The organism is Kitasatospora sp. NPDC001159 (assembly GCF_053598235.1).
Window position 1 is genome coordinate 1 of record NZ_JBSFJV010000004.1, and the last position, 17,171, is coordinate 17,171.

Here is a 17,171-nt window from a genome sequence, read left to right on the forward strand (position 1 = left end):
GGCGGGCCGACCCCGGTCGCGGGGCGCCCTCGGCCTTTCGCGAAGTCCCGTGGGCCGTCGGCAGGTTCGGGGCGGCTACTCGGCCGGCTCCACCCCGGCGCGGATCAGGCCGTAGGTGTACGCGTCCTCAAGTGCCAGCCAGGAGGCGGCGACCACGTTGTCGGCGACCCCGACGGTGGACCAGGTGGCAGTACCGTCGGTGGACTCGATCAGCACCCGGGTCTTCGAGCCGGTGCCGTGCTGGCCCTCCAGGATGCGGACCTTGTAGTCCACCAACTCGAAGGCGGCCAGCGGCGGGTAGATGCCCTCCAGGGCCGTCCGCAGCGCCTGGTCCAGTGCGTTGACCGGGCCGTTGCCCTCACCGGTCGCGATCCTGCGCTCGCCCTTGGCCCACAGCTTGACGGTCGCCTCGTTGCCCGAAACCCCGTTCGGGCCCTGCTCGCTGATGGTCCGCCAGGACTCCAGGGTGTAGAAGCGCTCCCGGCTGCCGCGCACCTCGTCGCGCAGCAGCAGCTCGAAGGAGGCGTCGGCGGACTCGTAGGTGTAGCCGAGGTTCTCCTGCTCCTTGACCCTGGCCACCACCCGCCCGGCCAGGTCGCGGTCGGTGGAGAGGTCGTAGCCGAGTTCCTTGCCCTTGAGCTCGACCGAGGCCCGGCCGGCCATGTCGGAGACCAGCATCCGCATGGTGTTGCCGACCAGCTCGGGGTCGATGTGCTGGTACAGGTCCGGGTCGACCTTGATCGCGGAGGCGTGCAGGCCCGCCTTGTGGGCGAAGGCCGAGAAGCCGACGTACGGCTGGTGGGTGGACGGGGCCAGGTTGACCAGCTCGGCGATCGCGTGCGAGATCCGGGTCATCTCGCTCAGCCGGCCCTCGGGCAGCACCCGCCGGCCGTACTTGAGCTCCAGCGCACCGACCACCGGGAACAGGTTGGCGTTGCCGACCCGCTCGCCGTAGCCGTTGGCGGTGCACTGCACGTGGGTCGCGCCGGCGTCCACCGCGGCCAGGGTGTTGGCCACCGCGCAGCCGGTGTCGTCCTGGGCGTGCACGCCGATCCGGGCCCCGGTCGCGGCGATCACGTCGGCGACGGTCTCCCGAACGCCGGCCGGCAGCATCCCGCCGTTGGTGTCGCACAGCACCACCACGTCCGCCCCGGCCTGGTGCGCGGCGCGGACCACCGCGAGGGCGTACTCGCGGTTGGCCCGGTAGCCGTCGAAGAAGTGCTCGCAGTCGATGAAGACCCGTCGGCCTTGGGCGCGCAGGAACTCGACGCTGTCCCGGACCATCTCCAGGTTCTCGTCCAGCGTGGTGCGCAGCGCCAGCTCCACGTGCCGGTCGTGCGCCTTGGCGACCAGGGTCACCACGGGTGCTCCGGAGGCGACCAGCGCGGCCAGCTGCGGGTCGTCGGCCGCCTTGCCACCGGCCCGGCGGGTGGCGCCGAAGGCCACCAGCCGGGCGTTGCGCAGTTCCAGCTCGGCGGCGGCGCGGGCGAAGAACTCGGTGTCGCGCGGGTTGGCGCCGGGCCAGCCGCCCTCAATGAAGCCGACCCCGAACTCGTCCAGGTGCCGGGCGATGGCCAGCTTGTCCGCCACCGTCAGGTTGATGCCCTCGCGCTGCGCGCCGTCACGCAGCGTGGTGTCGAACACGTGGAAGCTGTCGTCGGTACGGGTGACCTCGGTCATGACCCTGGTTCTCCGTTCGGGGAGGTTCGTACTGCTCTGCCGGATTCTCGTCCCGGCTCCACTGTCCAGGATCCCGCGCGCGGCCCGGGTGTCCCCGAGCCCTTCGTGGGGGCTCTCGGCCGGTCCGGGTGCTGTGCTTGACGGGGCCGCGCCCACTGTGTTCGTGGGGCTGCGTCCGAAAAGCAAAAGACCCCTCGCGGGTGCGAGAGGTCTGCGCGCGGGTCTGGACGCTCGTGGTCGCTCCGCATCGGGTCCTGCGGAAGCGGTCACTGCGGACCGGCGCGCCTGCTGCTAATAATCAGCGAAAGCGAGGACACGCTCGCAGTCTGACACAGCTTCCGGGATCCGGCCCGCCCGTCTCGCGATGCGAAACGTGGCGGGCCGAAGGCGGTGCGAGCGCTCCTCGGATCAGACGATCTTGTGCAGCCAGCCGTGGGTGTCGGGAGCCTGGCCGCCCTGGATGGCGAGCAGGGCCCGGCGCAGCTCCATGGTGATCGGGCCGGGCTCGCCGGTGCCGACGGTCCAGTCCGCGACGGCGGACTTGACCGAGCCGACCGGGGTGATGACGGCGGCGGTGCCGCAGGCGAAGACCTCGGTGAGGGTGCCGTCGGCGTTGGCCTGCTGCCACTCCTCGGTGGAGATCTTCCGCTCCTCGACCGCGTAGCCGAGGTCGGAGGCCAGGCGCAGCAGCGAGTCACGGGTGATGCCGGGCAGCAGCGCGCCGGACAGCTCCGGGGTGACGATCCTGGCGTCCTTGCCCTCGCCGAAGACGAAGTACAGGTTCATGCCGCCCATCTCCTCGACCCACCGGTGCTCGGCGGCGTCGAGCCAGACCACCTGGTCGCAGCCCTTCTCGGCGGCCTGGGCCTGGGCGACCAGCGAGGCCGCGTAGTTGCCCGCGCACTTGGCCGCGCCGGTGCCGCCGGGCGCGGCCCGGACGTACTCCTTGGACAGCCAGACCGAGACCGGCTTGATGCCGCCCTGGAAGTAGGCGCCGGCCGGGGAGGCGATGATCATGAACAGGTAGGAGTTCGCCGGGCGGACACCCAGGCCAACCTCGGTGGCGAACATGAACGGACGCAGGTACAGGCTCTGCTCCGGCTCGTTCGGGACCCACTCCCGCTCCTGCTGGACCAGCAGCTCGACGGCCTCGACGAAGGCCTCGACCGGCAGCTCCGGCATCGCCAGGCGGCGCGCGGAGGCCTGGAAGCGCAGGGCGTTGGCCTCCGGGCGGAAGGTCGCGATCGAACCGTCGGCCTGGCGGTAGGCCTTCAGGCCCTCGAAGATCGCCTGGCCGTAGTGCAGCGTCATGTTCGCCGGGTCCATCTCCACCGGCGCGTACGGGACCAGCTGGGCGTCGTGCCAGCCGCGGCCCTCGGTCCAGCGGATGGTGACCATGTGGTCGGTGAAGACGCGGCCGAAGCCGGGGTTGGTCAGCCGGGCCTCGCGCTCCGCTGCGGACAGCGGGTGGGCGGAGGGCTTGAGGTCGAACGTGATGGGCGCCTGGGTGGGCGTGCTCATGGCTGTTTCCTTCACCGTGGGGTTGGTTCGGACCGCCCCGCCGAAGGAACGTCACGGCGATCCAACGCCGGAACGAACGCACAACGGCACGGCCCACTGTCGATACTCGCATCCAGAAGGCCGTGCCGAACAGCTGCCAGCTCCTTGGGGAGCTGCAAGCTGCGGTTATGCGGTCCGGCCCACCTGGCCGAACCTCTTTGGGTCCGGCCCGTCAGCCGGATACTCGGGCGGCGAGCGCGCCGCCGACCTCGGACGTGGAACGGGTGCCGGCGCGCTCGGCGAGGTCCGCCGCGACGGCGGCCTCCACCTTGGAGGCCTCGGCCGCGTAGCCGAGGTGCTCCAGCAGCATGGCGACCGACAGCACGGTGGCGGTCGGGTCGGCCTTGCCCTGGCCGGCGATGTCCGGCGCCGAGCCGTGCACCGGCTCAAACATGGCCGGGTACTCGCCGCTCGGGTTGATGTTGCCGCTCGCGGCGAGGCCGATACCACCGGTCACGGCGGCGGCCAGGTCGGTCAGGATGTCGCCGAACAGGTTGTCGGTGACGATGACGTCGAAGCGCTCCGGCTGGGTGACCAGGTGGATGGTGGCCGCGTCGACGTGCAGGTACTCGGTGGTGACCTCCGGGAACTCCGCGCCGACCTCGGCGAAGATCCGCGACCACAGGTGCCCGGCGTGCACCAGCACGTTGTTCTTGTGCACCAGGGTGAGCTTCTTGCGCGGCCGCGCCTGGGCCCGACGGTAGGCGTCGCGCACCACGCGCTCGATGCCGAACGCGGTGTTCAGGCTGACCTCGGTGGCCACCTCGTGCGGGGTACCGGTGCGCAGCGAGCCGCCGTTGCCGACGTACGGGCCCTCGGTCCCCTCGCGGACGACCACGAAGTCGATCCGGGGGTCGCCCGCCAGCGCGGACTTCACGCCGGGGAACAGTCGGCCCGGCCGCAGGTTGATGTGGTGGTCGAAGGCGAACCGCAGCTTGAGCAGCAGACCCCGCTCCAGCACCCCGGACGGCACGCTCGGGTCGCCGATGGCGCCCAGCAGGATCGCGTCGAAGGCCTTCAGCTCGGCCAGCACACTGTCCGGCAGCGTTTCCCCGGTCCGGTGGTAGCGCCGGGCGCCGAGGTCGTACTCGGTGGTCTCCAGCTTCACATCGGCGGGAAGCACGGCCTCCAGGACCTTCAGGCCTTCGGCCACCACCTCCTGGCCGATGCCGTCACCCGGGACAACTGCGAGACGAATGGTGCGAGACATGCTCGGACCCTACTCCGCCGTCCCAGGTGTTGACACCTCGCGTCCATCATTCGGACTCGTCAGGTCAGGTCGATCTCCACCGGGAACGGCTGATCGACCTTCAACTGCTTGTGGTAGATCCCAGTGACCACGTATGCCCGGGTCGCCGGTTCCAGCTCGTACACATAGACGATCGGCTTCCCGTCGTCATCGCTCTCTACTCGCCAGAAATGCTTGATGCCTGCTGCCGCGTACTTGCGGGGTTTGGTCTCCCGGTCGCGTTCCTCGGACTCCTCGGACACAACCTCAACGGCAAGCAGTACATCCCCTGCCTCGCAGAAGGTCTGCTTGGGGCCGTTCACCCCCTGTTCGTCGACGACGAGCAGATCCGGTTCAGGTCGGTTGCGCCGGTCCAACCGAACCGTCATCTCACGCCAGACGTCCCATCCCGCCGGTACGGCAGCCTCCAAGGCCCGCTCCAGCCTGCGAAGCGTGCGCATGTGGAACGTGGTCTGCGGACTCACGAAGATCAGGCTCCCGTCGATCAGCTCTGTGTGCGGCGGGAGATCAGGCAGCCGGTCAAGATCCTCTGCGGTGTAGCCACCAGCAGGAGGCCGAATCCAGTCGGGGTACGGCGCGATGCTCATGGTTCCTCCCATACGGGCATCCTGGCGGCCCTCCCAGGCTACTCGGCAAAGCCTCCTCAGGCGCCACCCCTTTGAGCGAGCGCATGTGGCCGAGGGTGCGCTGGGGGCGCGCTTAGGGTGGCGTGATCCGGGGTTCCTGGCAGAAACGGGGCGCGTGCGTGAGGACCGAGCGGCGGCGGGAGGTGCTGGTCTGCGGGGGCGCGGCCGGGCTGGCGATGAGCGGGTACGCGCTCGCTGCCGGGCTGCGCGGGCGGTGGCCGACCGGGGCGGGCGAGGTCGCCGTGCCGTACCACGCGCACCTGTGGGACCTGCTGCACGGACGGGCCGCCGGGGACGTGCTGTTCAACTGGAACAGCGGCTACGGCGTCCCCTTCCTGGCGGACTTCTTCGCCTACCTGATGAACCCCTTCTCCTGGCTGACCGCCCTGCTCCCCCGCGACCAGGGGCGGCTCGCCGTCTTCCTGGTCGCGCTGGCCACCATCGGCCTCGGCACCGCCCTGATGGCCCATCTGCTCGGTCGGCTGCACCGCGGCCCCCGCTGGCTGCGGGCGCTCGCCGCCGTCGGGTACGGGCTCTGCGCCTGGGTGCTGGACGTGGGCGGGGCAGCGCCCATGTGGCTCTGGGGGTTGGTCTCGCTGCCGCTGCTCGGCCTGGTCGGGGACTGGTGCCTGCGCGAGCGGCGCTGGGTGGCCGGCTCGCTGTGCGTGGCCCTCGCCTGGGCGGGCAACCTGTACACCGCCGCGCTGGCCACCCTGGTGGCCGGACTCCTGTTCGCCGTCCGCCTGTTCGCCACCCCGCGGCCGTTCCGGCACCGGGTCCGGACCACCGGCCGGGCCGTCACCGTGACCAGCACCGGGGTGCTGCTCGCCTCCCCCGTGCTGTTCGTCGCGATCCGCGCCGCGCGCGGCGCCCAGCCCGAGTCCCCGGTGCAGCCGCTCGGCCCGTCCGGGCTCGGCAACCACCTCGCCCGGCTGCTGCCCACCACCCAGGGCGGGCGGCCGCTGCCGGACCTGGCGATCGGGGTGCTCGGGCTACTGCTGGTGTGCGGGCTGCCGTTCAACCGGCGGGTGCGGATCCGCGAACGGGCGGTCTGGTGCGCGGCCCTGGTGCTGGTCGTCCTCAGCTTCGTCTGGACCCCGACCGTGCTGGTCTGGCACGGCCTGGCGATCCCGGCCGGCGGGCCGTACCGGGTCGCCTTCGTGCTCAGCGGTCTGCTGGTGCTGGCCGGCTGGGTGTCGCTGGCGCACCGGCCGGACGGACTCACCCTGCTGGGCGGCGCCGCCGTGGTCGCGGTGATCGCCGGGCTGGCGGCGAGCCGGAACTCGGTCCGCACCGCCACCTGGATGCTGCTGGGCGTCGGCGGCGTCGTCCTGCTGGCCGCGCTCTGGGTGCTGGACCGCCGGCACGCCGACCGCCGGGCGAACACCGTCGCCACCTGGGTGCTCGGCGGCGCGGTGCTCGGCAACGCCGTCTGGTCCGGGTACGCGGCGTTCGGCGCGGCCACCGCCGACACCGCCTCCCCGGCCGCCGTCCGCGCCGGGTACGCGGCCGTCCGCGGGACCGCCGACTGGCCCGCCGGACGCAGCGACCCCGGCCCGCACGCCTTCGGCACCAACGACCCGCTGCTGCTGGACGGCCAGGGCGGCAGCTACTTCAGCAGCTCCCTGCCGACCGTCGCGGCCCTGCTGCTGCACGACCTCGGTGCCGGCTGGACGGCTGGCGGACGGCAGACCACCAGCGTCACCGACCCGGTCGGGCAGGCGCTGTTCGCGGTCCGCGCCCACCTGGACGACGGCCCGCCCCCGCACGGCTTCACCCCCGGACGGGCCGCCGCGCCGCCGCTGGTCACCGTGCTGCCGCCGGGCGCCCGGCCGGACACCTCCTCGGTCTGGTCCCGGCAGGAGTCGCTGCTCGGCAGCCAGGTGTACGACGCCCCGCTGCCCGCCCCGGCCGGCGGCCCGGTACCCACCCTGCACGGCACCAGCGGCTGGTCAGTACCACCCGGTGCCGAGGGCACGGTGTTCACCGCGAACTGCACCCCGGGCGGAACGGCCTACTTCCACGGGGTCTGGTACCGGGGCACGGTCAGCGGCCTGGGCACCGGCTACCGCAGCGACGGCGAGCAGCCCACCACGGCGGTGGCGATCCACCGACTGGGGACCGTCCCGGCGGACGGGACGGTCCGGGTGACCCTGCGGTCGGACGTGGTCAGCCAGGTCCCGGCCCGCCCTATCGGCTGCCTGCGGGCCGGTGCCCTGGAGGCCGCCGTCGCCCGCCTCACCGCCACCGGCGCCACCCGGGTCTCGGCCGGCGGCCACACCCTCACCGCGACCCTCCCGGCCGGCTCGACCGGCACCGCCCTGCTCTCCGTTCCCGCCACCGAGGGCTGGAGCTGCGCCGTCGACGGCGGCCGTGCCGGCGCCCCCACCCCCGTCCTCGGCATGATCGGCGTCCCCCTCGGCGCCGGCGCCTCCCGGCTCACCTGCGCTTTCCGCCCACCCGGCCTCACCGCGGGCCTCACCCTCACCTCCGCCACCACCGCGGTGCTGGCCCTGGCCGCCGTCTTCTCCCGCCTCACCCGCCGCCCCACCCGCACCCCCCGGCGCGCCCGCCGCCTGGCCGCCCAGGCCTCCGACGGGACGTGACAAGGGGCGGCCCGCCGCGTTCGGCGGGCCGCCCCCTACCGACGGATCACGTCCTCACGGATCACGGCAGGGTGACCACCTGGGCCCTGCGGTCCGCGGGGCCCAGGTGGTACAGCAGCAGGAGCCGGGAGGCGCCGCCCTTCGTCCGGTGCACGTCGAGGACGGTGCCCGGGCCAGCCGGGGCCACCACGGCGGTGGGGCCGGTGAGACCGGCCTGGACGGCTAGGGCCGGGTGCAGGACGTCCATCGGGACGGTGGGGCGGGTGCCACGCAGGCCGATGGCGGAGTAGGAGTCGGCCGGGTCGGGCTTGCCCGGGGCGGCGACGCTGGTCCAGACCCCGTAGTGGACGGTGCTGTGGCCGGGCTTGACGCCCGGGAGGGCGCTCAGCCGGACCGGGAGGACCAGGACGTCGCTGTCCAGCAGCTCGGTGTCGGTGTCGCCCCAGTGGGCGTTGAGCGGCTGGACATCCAGCTCGTCGCCGGTGCGGGCGTCCAGGGCGCGGGAGACCAGGACGTCGCTGCCGTGCAGCCGGTCGGCCTTGAGGATCACGTCGGTGACGCCGTCCCCGTCGGTGTCCAGCGACACCCGCACCCCGTACAGCCCGACCGGCGTCGCCGCCGGGGCCCAGAGCCGCACGCCCACGTACAGCTGGTCGGCGTCGACGGCCGCCCCCGCCGCCCGCAGGTTGGCGGCCCGGTCGCCGGGGTGCTCGACACAGACGTCCTGCGGCTGCTCGGCCGACTCCGCAGCGCCCTCGGGCCGGATGCCCGAGCCGGGGCCGACCGCGTTGCCGCCGCCGGAGGGGCAGTCGGGCCAGCGGGCGGCCTCGCCGCCGAGCGCGACGGCGGTGACCAGTCCGGGCCGCCCGCCCGGCGCCGCGGTGCCGCCGAGCATGACCAGGGTGCCGTCCCGGGCGGTCCGGGCGGAGGCCGTCACCGTGAGGTCGCTCTCCGGACGCGGGGCGGCGAACACCGGGACCCGCAACTGCGGCAGCGCCGCATCGCCGACCGGGCTGAACAGCACCCGTCCGGAGAGTTCGCCGCGGTAGCTGCGCGCCTTGCCGCCCTGCAGGGTGTCGATGGTCGGGTCGGGCGCACGGCCCAACTCCCCCGGTACGGACAGCGTGACCTTCACCCGCGCGGTACCGCCCGCCGGTACGTCCACCCGGGCGGGCGTCACCTGGTAGGAAGCGCCCGGGAGTTCGGTCGCGGCCGCGTAGCCGGTACGGTAACTGAGCTTCGAGGCCGAGTAGTTGCGCAGTTCGATCTCCCGGCCGAGCGCGGTCGGCCCGCCGATCCCGACCGGCCCGAAGGAGACCCCGACGCTGCCCGCCTCGGCGCCCTCCCCCGCCGCGTAGGCGACCACCGGCGTCCGAACCGCCCGGTCGACCTGGGCCCGGCCGGCTCCGGTGCGCTCGGGTCCGTAGACCGGCCCGGTGCGGTCGTCGCCGAGCCAGGTGTCGGTGCTGGTGTTCATCAGTGCGGCCTTGACCTGCTCGACCGGCCAGTCCCGGTGCGCGGCGCGGACCAGCGCCGCCAGTCCGGCGACGTGCGGGGTGGCCATCGAGGTGCCGTTCTCGCGCTGGCCGCCGCTGCCGCTGCCGACCAGGGCGGACCAGATGGTCTCGCCGGGAGCGGCGAGGTCGGGCTTGACCACCCCGGGCACGCCGATGCCCCGGGAGCTGAAGTCGGTGAGGGTGTCGGCCCGGGACGGCTGGTTCTGGGAGACCGAGCCGTGCAGCCGGTTGCCGGGCGCGGCGAGCCGGACCTGGACGTCCCCGGCAGCCGCGGCCTTCAGCAGCCTGTCGCCGTCGGCGTGGGCGAGCAGCACGGCCGGGATCCGGTCGTCGCCCGAGATCTCGGCCAGGTGGTCGCTGTCGGCGGCGTAGAGCGCGCCGATCGCCCCTGCGTCGGCGGCGTGGTCGGCGCGCGGGCCGGAGTTGCAGGCCCGGTCGGCCTCGCCGGTGCGCCAGGTGAGCAGCGCGATCCTGCCCTTCAGCCGCTGCTTGTCCGCCTCGCTGAAGGCGGTGCAGCCGTCCGCCTGGTCGACGGGCAGGGCGAGCGCGCCGCTCACGTCGGCGGTGGACCAGCCCTGGTAGCGCTCGCTCCAGTGGCCGGGGACCACCCCGGCGAGCGCGGCGGGGGCGAGCACGGTGATGCCGTCCACGTCGGCGTGACCGTGCACGGAGGCGGCGACGGTGATGGCCCGGGCGGCGGTGCCGGGGCTGCCGCCGATGCCGTAGACGTCGCCCTCGTTGCCCGCGGCCGCGACCACCGCGGTGCCGAGCGCGGCGAGCCTGTCGACGGCCAGCGCGTCGGCGTCGTCGGGGCTGCCGAAGCGGCTGCCGAGCGAGAGGTTGACCACGTCGAGCCGGTCGCCGAGGTCGCCGTCGCCGTTGGGGTCGGCGGCCAGGTCGAGCGCCTGGGCGAGCCGGTCGGTGGCGCCGTCGCAGCCGAACACCCGGATGCCGTACAGCTGCGCGGCGGGTGCGGCGCCGGGGCCGATCTTGAAGGAGGCCGGGTCGAGCCCGGGCCGGTACGGGCCGTTGTACGGACGGCCGTCGGCGGTGACGCCGTACCCGGCCGCCGTCCCGGCGACGTGGGTGCCGTGTCCGTTGCGCACGCAGTCGATCGGGTTGTCGCTGGGGTGCGGGACCGGCTGGTACTGCGGGGAGGACGGGTCGGGGTTGTAGTCGTCGCCGACCAGGTCCTTGCCGCCGACCACCTTGGCGTTGGGGAACAGCGCTGCGGGTGCGGGCTTGCCGCGCTCGACCGAGCGGAACGCCTCCTCGGTGCCGGGGCCCCCGAAGTCGGCGTGGGTGTAGTCGATGCCGCTGTCGATGATCCCGATCCGGACGCCCTGACCGGTGTTCCCGGCAAGGGCCTGGTCGCCCTCCCAGACCTTCGGGGCGCCGGTCAGCGGCACGGAGTAGGCGTTGTCACGCTGCTTGTTCACGATCGGGTGGACGGCCTGGACGCCGGGCAGCGCCCGCAGCGCGGGCAGCCGCTCGGCGGGCGCGCTGACCGCGAGGCCGGTGAGCAGGGTGCGGGTGCGGTAGAGCTCACGGGCGGCGGGCGCGGCCCGGTGGACGGCGTCGGCGATCCGGTCGAGCGCGTCCCCGGCCCGGGCCCGCTGGGCGGCTCCGGCCCGGGCGGCCTCCTGGCGGACGGCCTCCGGCGAGCGCTGGGCCCGCCGGGCCGTCTCGGCGGCGCGCCGCCAGACGGGGCCGGCCGCCTCGGTGGTGAGTTCGAGCAGGACGGAGGCGGTACGGCCCTCGCCCGGCGGTCCGGCGGCGGACGGGCCGCCGACCGCCGGGGTGGCGGCGAGCGCGGCGCTGCTTGGAATGAACACAGCTGCCAGCAGGACCAGGGTGAGGCCGATCCGGGCGATCGGTCGGCGGACGGGTGGCAGACGCACTGGGCCCTCTCCCCCGGCAGGGGGACTGATCCGCACACCGTGCCGCTGACGCCCGCCCGCGCGGACGTCGATCACCCTTCCGGGGGCCCCAAATTAGGATGATCGCGCTGCGGGGGCGAGCAACTTCCCCCGGACGGACCTGAGTCGCACCCGACCGAGTGACTTGGCGTCAGCCCGACCGGCCTAGTAGGCCGATGAACGCCACCGGCGCCGACAGTCAGCTGTGGCCGGTCACGCCGCCGTTGTCGCGGCGGTCGAGCGAGCGCTGCAGGGCGGCAGCCGCGAAGGGGTTCCGCTCGGCGGCCCGGCGACGGCGCGGGGCGCGGACGGGGGTGGCGGCGGGGGCGGAGGTGGCGTGGCGGTCGGCGGTGGAGGGCATACCGGGCTCCTTGGAAGCGGCGCCGTGAAAGCAGGCGCGGAGGGGGAGATGGGTACACGCGGGAGCAGGGATCGCCTGCCCGTGATGGCGCACGCGCACACGGGCCGAACGCCCTGGCTACAGGGGCGGCACGCCGTGTGGCTCTTCCAAGGTAAGGCCCCGCCCCGGCCGTGTCTGCACGAATACTTGGATTTCCTAGCATCTGAGACGGGAACCGTCCGGGAGAACGCAGCAGGGCCCGGACCACCGTGCGAACGGCGGTCCGGGCCCTGCTCGGGCCGGGGGGATCAGCCCAGGTCGACCGAGCGCGCGAAGCGGGCGCCGATGTCGGCGGCGATCGCCGTCAGCACGTCCTGGGGGATCTCGCTGTCCACGGTGATGGAGGCGAGGGCGCTGCCACCGTCCCGGGCGACCTGCATGCCCGCGATGTTGACGCCCGCGTCGCCCAGGTGGCGGCCGAGCACGCCGACCACGCCGGGGCGGTCCTCGTACTTGAAGAAGGCCATGTGGTCGGTGAGCGCCACGTCCACGTCGAAGGCGTCCACGCCGACGATCTTCTGGGTCTGCTTCGGGCCGGACAGCGTGCCGGAGATCGCGATCTCCTCACCGTTCGCGAGGGTGCCGCGCACGGTGATCACGTTGCGGTGCTCGGGGCTCTCGCTGGAGGTGGTCAGGCGGACCTCGACGCCGCGCTCCTGGGCGAACAGCGGGGCGTTGACGTAGGACACCGTCTCCGCCACCACGTCCTCGAACACGCCCTTCAGCGCGGACAGTTCGAGCACCTTCACGTCGTGCTGGGTGATCTCGCCGCGGACCTCGACGTCCAGGCGGACGGCCACCTCGCCGGCCAGTGCCGTGAAGATCCGGCCGAGCTTCTCGGCCAGCGGCAGACCCGGGCGCACGTCCTCGGCGATCACACCGCCCTGGACGTTGACGGCGTCCGGTACCAGCTCGCCGGCCAGCGCGAGGCGCACCGACCGGGCGACCGCGATGCCGGCCTTCTCCTGCGCCTCGTCGGTGGAGGCGCCCAGGTGCGGGGTGGCGACCACGTTGTCGAAGGCGAACAGCGGGGAGTCGGTGCACGGCTCCTTGGCGTACACGTCCAGGCCCGCGCCGGCCACCCGGCCCTCGCTCAGGGCGCTGGCGAGCGCCTCCTCGTCCACGATGCCGCCGCGGGCGGCGTTGACGATGCGCACGGTCGGCTTGACCTTGTGCAGCGCCTCGTCACCGATCAGGCCGATGGTCTCGGGGGTCTTGGGGAGGTGGACGGTGATGAAGTCCGAGACCTCCAGCAGTTCCTCCAGCGAGACCAGCTTGACGCCCATCTGCGCGGCGCGGGCGGCCTGGATGTAGGGGTCGTACGCGACGATCTTCATCCCGAACGCGGACATCCGCTGGGCGACCAGGACGCCGATCCGGCCGAGGCCGACCACGCCGAGGATCTTCTCGCTCAGCTCGACGCCGGTGTACTTGTTGCGCTTCCACTCACCCTGCTTGAGCGCGGCGTTGGCCGGCGCGATGTTGCGGGCGACGGAGATCAGCAGGCCGCAGGCCAGCTCGGCGGCGGTGACGATGTTCGAGGTCGGCGCGTTGACGACCATCACGCCGGCCTTGGTGGCGGCGGCGACGTCCACGTTGTCCAGGCCGACGCCGGCCCGGGCGACCACCTTGAGCTTGCGGGCGGCGGCCAGCGCCTCGGCGTCGACCTTGGTGGCGGAGCGGATCAGGATCGCGTCCACGTCGGCGATCGCGGTGAGCAGCTCGGTGCGGTCGGCGCCGTTGCAGTGGCGGATCTCGAAGTCGGGGCCGAGGGCGTCGACGGTGGCGGGCGAAAGCTCTTCGGCGATCAGGACGACGCCAGTTTTCACAGTGGTCGCAGTGCTCACGACAGTGTGTCCTTAACTGTCCGGTTCCCCGGGCGCACGTAGGTGGCGTGGAGGGCGGGGAAGGTGGCATGCCGCGTAGGTAGACGCACGACGCTGTGGGCCTGACGCGCACTCGGAAGTGTATCGACGGGCTTGGTACCAGGCTGCTCCCGTCCGGCGAAATCACCCGGACGGGAGCAGCCTACTTGTACAAGGGCCCTGCGGAATCAGGGCTACGGGGCGAAGAGGCTCAGGCCTTCTCGTTGACCCAGCTCATCAGCGAGCGCAGCTTCTTGCCGGTGGTCTCCAGCAGGTGGTCCTCGTCGGCCTTCTTGTACTCGTTGTACTTGGGCAGGCCCGCCTTGTACTCGGCGATCCAGGTGTTGGCGAAGGTGCCGTCCTGGATCTCGGCGAGGACCTGCTTCATCGCGGCCTTGGTGTCGGCCGTGATGATGCGCGGACCGGTGACGTAGTCGCCCCACTCGGCGGTCTCGGAGACCGACCAGCGCATCTTCTCCAGGCCGCCCTCGTACATCAGGTCGACGATGAGCTTCAGCTCGTGCAGGCACTCGAAGTAGGCGATCTCCGGCTGGTAGCCGGCCTCGACCAGGGTCTCGAACCCGGCCTTCACCAGGGCCGCGGTGCCACCGCAGAGGACGGCCTGCTCGCCGAACAGGTCGGTCTCGGTCTCCTCGGTGAAGGTGGTCTTGATGACGCCGGCCTTGGTGGCGCCCAGGCCCTTGGCGTACGACAGCGCCAGGGCGAACGCGTTGCCCGAGGCGTCCTGCTCGACGGCGACGATCGCCGGGACGCCGCGGCCCTCCTCGTACTGGCGGCGGACCAGGTGGCCCGGGCCCTTCGGGGCGACCATGCAGACGTCGACGTCCGCCGGGGGCTTGATGAAGCCGAAGCGGATGTTCAGGCCGTGGCCGAAGAACAGGGCGTCGCCGGCCTTCAGGTGCGGGGCGATGTCGGCCTCGTAGACGTCGGCCTGGATCGGGTCCGGCACCAGGATCATGATGACGTCCGCCTCGGCCGCCGCCTCGGCCGGGGTGACCACGCGCAGGCCGGCCTCCTCGGCCTTGGCACGGGACTTGGACTCGGGCTTCAGGCCGACCCGGACGTCGGCGCCGGAGTCACGCAGGGACAGCGCGTGGGCGTGACCCTGACTGCCGTAGCCGATGACCGCGACCTTGCGGCCCTGGATGATGGACAGGTCGGCGTCGTCTTCGTAGAACAGCTCGGCCACGGGGGCACATCTCCTTGCGTGATGGGTGCCGGGAGTTCCTACCGTAGGTGCACCCGGCGGGGGGTGGGTCGTTGCTTCGAAAGGTGAGACGGCGCTGTTTACGCGCTGCGGTCGAGGGCGCGCAGCGACCGGTCCGTGATGGAACGGGCGCCGCGGCCGATGGCGACCAGGCCGGACTGGACCAACTCCTTGATGCCGTAAGGCTCCAGCATCCGGAGCATGGCCTCCAGCTTGTCCGAGCTGCCAGTGGCCTCGATCGTCACCGCTTCGGGTGACACATCGACGGTCTTGGCCCGGAACAGCTGGACGATCTCGACGATCTGCGACCGGGTCTCGTTGTCGGCGCGGACCTTCACCAGGACCAGTTCCCGCTGGATCGCAGCGGACTGGTCGAGTTCGACGATCTTTATCACGTTCACGAGCTTGTTGAGCTGCTTGGTGACCTGTTCCAGCGGGAGGTCCTCGACGTTGACCACGATCGTCATCCGGGACACGTCCGGGTGCTCGGTCGGGCCGACGGCGAGGGAGTCGATGTTGAAGCCCCGACGGGAGAACAGCGAGGCGATGCGGGCGAGCACGCCGGGCTTGTTCTCGACCAGGACGGAGAGGGTGTGCTTGGACATGGGATTCCTCAGTCGTTCTGGATGGGGGCCGTCAGTCGAGATCGTCGCCGAAGTCAGGGCGGACGCCCTTGGCGAACTGGATCTCGTCGTTGCTGGTACCGGCCGCGACCATCGGCCAGACCATGGCGTCCTGGTGGACGATGAAGTCGATGACGACCGGGCGGTCGTTGATCTCCATCGCCTGCCTGATGACCGCGTCCAGGTCCTCGGGGCGCTCGCAGCGCAGGCCGACGCAGCCCATCGCCTCGGACAGCAGGACGAAGTCGGGGATGCGGGTGCCCTGGGCCGGCGGCTCGATGCCGTCGTGGTCGGGGCCGGAGTGCAGCACGGTGTTGGAGTAGCGCTGGTTGTAGAACAGCGTCTGCCACTGCCGGACCATGCCCAGCGAGCCGTTGTTGATGACCGCGACCTTGATCGGGATGCCGTTCAGGGCGCAGGTGACCAGCTCCTGGTTGGTCATCTGGAAGCAGCCGTCACCGTCGATGGCCCAGACCGCGCTCTCCGGGCGGCCGGCCTTGGCGCCCATGGCCGCCGGGACGGCGTAGCCCATGGTGCCGGCGCCGCCGGAGTTGAGCCAGGTGCCGGGCTTCTCGAAGCGGATGTACTGCGAGCTCCACATCTGGTGCTGGCCCACGCCCGCGGCGTAGATGGCGTCCGGGCCGACGAGTTGGCCGATCCGCTCGATGACCTGCTGCGGGGAGAGCTGGCCGGCCGGGGCCGGCTCGTAGCCCAGCGGGTAGGTCTTCTTCCACTCGTTGAGCTTCTCCCACCACTCCGAGTAGTCGCCCTTGTGACCGGCGTCGAACTCGGCCTGGACAGCGACGATCAGGTCTGCCAGCACCTCGCGCGCGTCGCCGACGATCGGCACGTCCGCCGGGCGGTTCTTGCCGATCTCGGCCGGGTCGATGTCGGCGTGCACGACCTTGGCGTACGGGGCGAAGCTGTCCAGCTTGCCGGTGACCCGGTCGTCGAAGCGGGCGCCGAGGGTGAACAGCAGGTCCGACTTCTGCAGCGCGGTGACCGCCGGGACGGAGCCGTGCATGCCGGGCATGCCCAGGTGCTGCGGGTGGCTGTCCGGGAAGGCGCCGAGCGCCATCAGGGTGGTGACGACCGGGGCGCCGGTCAGCTCGGCGAGGATCCGCAGCTCGGCGGTGGCCTGCGCCTTGATCACGCCGCCGCCGACGTAGAGCACCGGGCGCTTGGCGCTGACCAGCATCTTCGCGGCCTCGCGGATCTGCTTGGCGTGCGGCTTGGTGACCGGGCGGTAGCCGGGCAGCGCGGCCTCGACCGGCCACCGGAAGGTGGTGGTGGCCTGCAGGGCGTCCTTGGCGATGTCGACCAGGACCGGGCCGGGGCGGCCGGTCGCGGCGATGTGGAAGGCCTCGGCGATCACCCGGGGGATCTCGGCCGGGTCGGTGACCAGGTAGTTGTGCTTGGTGATCGGCATCGTGATGCCGCAGATGTCCGCCTCCTGGAAGGCGTCGGTGCCGATCGCCTTGGAGGCGACCTGACCGGTGATCGCGACCATCGGCACGGAGTCCATGTACGCGTCGGCGATCGGGGTGACCAGGTTGGTCGCGCCGGGGCCGGAGGTGGCCATGCAGACCCCGACCCGGCCGGTGGCCTGGGCGTAGCCGGTGGCGGCGTGGCCGGCGCCCTGCTCGTGCCGGACCAGGATGTGGCGCACCTTGGCGGAGTCCATCAGCGGGTCGTACGCGGGAAGGATGGCCCCGCCCGGAATGCCGAAGACGGTGTCCGCGCCCACGGCCTCAAGCGAGCGGATGAGCGACTGGGCTCCGGTCATGGTCTCGGCGACGTGCTGGGGCGCGGGAGCGTGGGCGGCCGGGTTGTCCCCGCGGCGGGGGGATGCGGCGTGCTCAGTCATCTGCCTGTCTCTTCTCGGGTTTTGCCGGTCC

11 protein-coding genes are annotated in these 17,171 nt (G+C 72.4%); 1 reads left to right on the top strand and 10 read right to left on the bottom strand.

Annotated elements, in window-relative coordinates:
* Positions 1-75: 75 nt before the first annotated feature.
* The 4 genes from cimA to ACWC9T_RS03405 form a co-directional block, all read right to left on the bottom strand.
* Positions 76-1,680, bottom strand: coding sequence for a citramalate synthase (gene cimA / locus ACWC9T_RS03390; protein ID WP_449819352.1), 1,605 nt, complete (start codon positions 1,678-1,680; stop codon positions 76-78).
* Between the two features lie 408 nt (positions 1,681-2,088).
* On the bottom strand, positions 2,089-3,201 hold the full coding sequence (locus ACWC9T_RS03395; RefSeq protein WP_449819353.1) for a branched-chain amino acid aminotransferase: 1,113 nt from the start codon (positions 3,199-3,201) through the stop codon (positions 2,089-2,091).
* A 211-nt stretch (positions 3,202-3,412) separates the two neighbouring features.
* Complete coding sequence (locus ACWC9T_RS03400; RefSeq protein WP_449819354.1) at positions 3,413-4,450, bottom strand: 3-isopropylmalate dehydrogenase; 1,038 nt, start codon at positions 4,448-4,450, stop codon at positions 3,413-3,415.
* A 59-nt stretch (positions 4,451-4,509) separates the two neighbouring features.
* Positions 4,510-5,076 (bottom strand): Uma2 family endonuclease, encoded by a 567-nt coding sequence (locus ACWC9T_RS03405; protein WP_449819355.1) that lies wholly within the window; start codon positions 5,074-5,076, stop codon positions 4,510-4,512.
* A 158-nt stretch (positions 5,077-5,234) separates the two neighbouring features.
* On the opposite strand from ACWC9T_RS03405, the gene ACWC9T_RS03410 reads away from it, so the two are divergent.
* On the top strand, positions 5,235-7,721 hold the full coding sequence (locus ACWC9T_RS03410) for a YfhO family protein (protein WP_449819356.1): 2,487 nt from the start codon (positions 5,235-5,237) through the stop codon (positions 7,719-7,721).
* 61 nt (positions 7,722-7,782) lie between these two features.
* On the opposite strand, the gene ACWC9T_RS03415 is transcribed toward ACWC9T_RS03410, so the two are convergent.
* The 6 genes from ACWC9T_RS03415 to ACWC9T_RS03440 all read right to left on the bottom strand — a co-directional run bounded on the left by ACWC9T_RS03415 (position 7,783) and on the right by ACWC9T_RS03440 (position 17,140).
* Positions 7,783-11,139, bottom strand: coding sequence for a S8 family serine peptidase (locus tag ACWC9T_RS03415; protein ID WP_449819357.1), 3,357 nt, complete (start codon positions 11,137-11,139; stop codon positions 7,783-7,785).
* A 217-nt stretch (positions 11,140-11,356) separates the two neighbouring features.
* On the bottom strand, positions 11,357-11,518 hold the full coding sequence (locus tag ACWC9T_RS03420) for a hypothetical protein (protein ID WP_449819358.1): 162 nt from the start codon (positions 11,516-11,518) through the stop codon (positions 11,357-11,359).
* 287 nt (positions 11,519-11,805) lie between these two features.
* Positions 11,806-13,386 (bottom strand): phosphoglycerate dehydrogenase, encoded by a 1,581-nt coding sequence (gene serA, locus ACWC9T_RS03425; RefSeq protein WP_449819482.1) that lies wholly within the window; start codon positions 13,384-13,386, stop codon positions 11,806-11,808.
* Positions 13,387-13,633: 247 nt separating this feature from the next.
* On the bottom strand, positions 13,634-14,632 hold the full coding sequence (ilvC, locus tag ACWC9T_RS03430) for a ketol-acid reductoisomerase (protein WP_396247119.1): 999 nt from the start codon (positions 14,630-14,632) through the stop codon (positions 13,634-13,636).
* A 98-nt stretch (positions 14,633-14,730) separates the two neighbouring features.
* Positions 14,731-15,255: an acetolactate synthase small subunit gene (ilvN, locus tag ACWC9T_RS03435; RefSeq protein ID WP_350744929.1), complete on the bottom strand. Its 525-nt coding sequence runs from the start codon at positions 15,253-15,255 to the stop codon at positions 14,731-14,733.
* A 31-nt stretch (positions 15,256-15,286) separates the two neighbouring features.
* Positions 15,287-17,140 (bottom strand): acetolactate synthase large subunit, encoded by a 1,854-nt coding sequence (locus tag ACWC9T_RS03440; RefSeq protein ID WP_449819359.1) that lies wholly within the window; start codon positions 17,138-17,140, stop codon positions 15,287-15,289.
* Positions 17,141-17,171: the final 31 nt, after the last annotated feature.

What these genes read in the sequence shown, in the direction of transcription:
- ilvN (WP_350744929.1), bottom strand. Translation starts at nt 15,255, where the DNA reads ATGTCCAAGCACACCCTCTCCGTCCTGGTCGAGAACAAGCCCGGCGTG.
- ACWC9T_RS03420 (WP_449819358.1), bottom strand. Translation starts at nt 11,518, where the DNA reads ATGCCCTCCACCGCCGACCGCCACGCCACCTCCGCCCCCGCCGCCACC.
- ACWC9T_RS03405 (WP_449819355.1), bottom strand. Translation starts at nt 5,076, where the DNA reads ATGAGCATCGCGCCGTACCCCGACTGGATTCGGCCTCCTGCTGGTGGC.
- ACWC9T_RS03440 (WP_449819359.1), bottom strand. Translation starts at nt 17,140, where the DNA reads ATGACTGAGCACGCCGCATCCCCCCGCCGCGGGGACAACCCGGCCGCC.
- cimA (WP_449819352.1), bottom strand. Translation starts at nt 1,680, where the DNA reads ATGACCGAGGTCACCCGTACCGACGACAGCTTCCACGTGTTCGACACC.
- ACWC9T_RS03400 (WP_449819354.1), bottom strand. Translation starts at nt 4,450, where the DNA reads ATGTCTCGCACCATTCGTCTCGCAGTTGTCCCGGGTGACGGCATCGGC.
- ACWC9T_RS03395 (WP_449819353.1), bottom strand. Translation starts at nt 3,201, where the DNA reads ATGAGCACGCCCACCCAGGCGCCCATCACGTTCGACCTCAAGCCCTCC.